The sequence below is a fragment of the Bariatricus sp. HCP28S3_A4 genome (genome assembly GCF_052066395.1).
Taxonomy (GTDB): domain Bacteria; phylum Bacillota; class Clostridia; order Lachnospirales; family Lachnospiraceae; genus Allocoprococcus.
This window is the reverse complement of the sequence record NZ_JBQHSE010000107.1, coordinates 1-367: the sequence shown is the minus strand read 5'-3', so window position 1 is coordinate 367 and position 367 is coordinate 1. Positions and strand designations below refer to the sequence as shown.

Annotated in this window: 2 tRNA genes and 1 rRNA gene; all 3 read right to left on the bottom strand. The window is 54.0% G+C overall.

Annotated features, from left to right (window positions below):
- Positions 1 to 60: 60 nt before the first annotated feature.
- Positions 61 to 133 (bottom strand) — tRNA-Ala (locus tag ACTNBF_RS16575).
- A gap of 37 nt (positions 134 to 170) precedes the next feature.
- A tRNA-Ile gene (locus tag ACTNBF_RS16570) sits at positions 171 to 244 on the bottom strand.
- An 11-nt stretch (positions 245 to 255) separates the two neighbouring features.
- A 5S ribosomal RNA gene (gene rrf, locus ACTNBF_RS16565) occupies positions 256 to 367 on the bottom strand; the annotation flags it as partial.

Sequence of the window (367 nt, the reverse complement as noted above, 5' to 3'; positions counted from 1 at the left end):
CAGGCAAGCCTGGCTCAGAATCCTGTCTGCCAACACCATCTGCTCTCTTCATTATCTGCGTGGAGAATACGAGATTCGAACTCGTGACCTCCTGCTTGCAAGGCAGGCGCTCTCCCAACTGAGCTAATCCCCCGTATGTAATTGTATGGTCTTCTTTCTTTTGAAAGAAGTGGGCTTAAGTGGACTCGAACCACCGACCTCACGCTTATCAGGCGTGCGCTCTAACCGGCTGAGCTATAAGCCCTTCCTTTTTAAATCTGGCGGCCACCTGCTCTCCCACACCGTCTCCAGTGCAGTACCATCGGCCGCTTAGGTCTTAACCATCGTGTTCGGGATGGGAACGGGTGTGTCCCCTAAGCGCATCGCC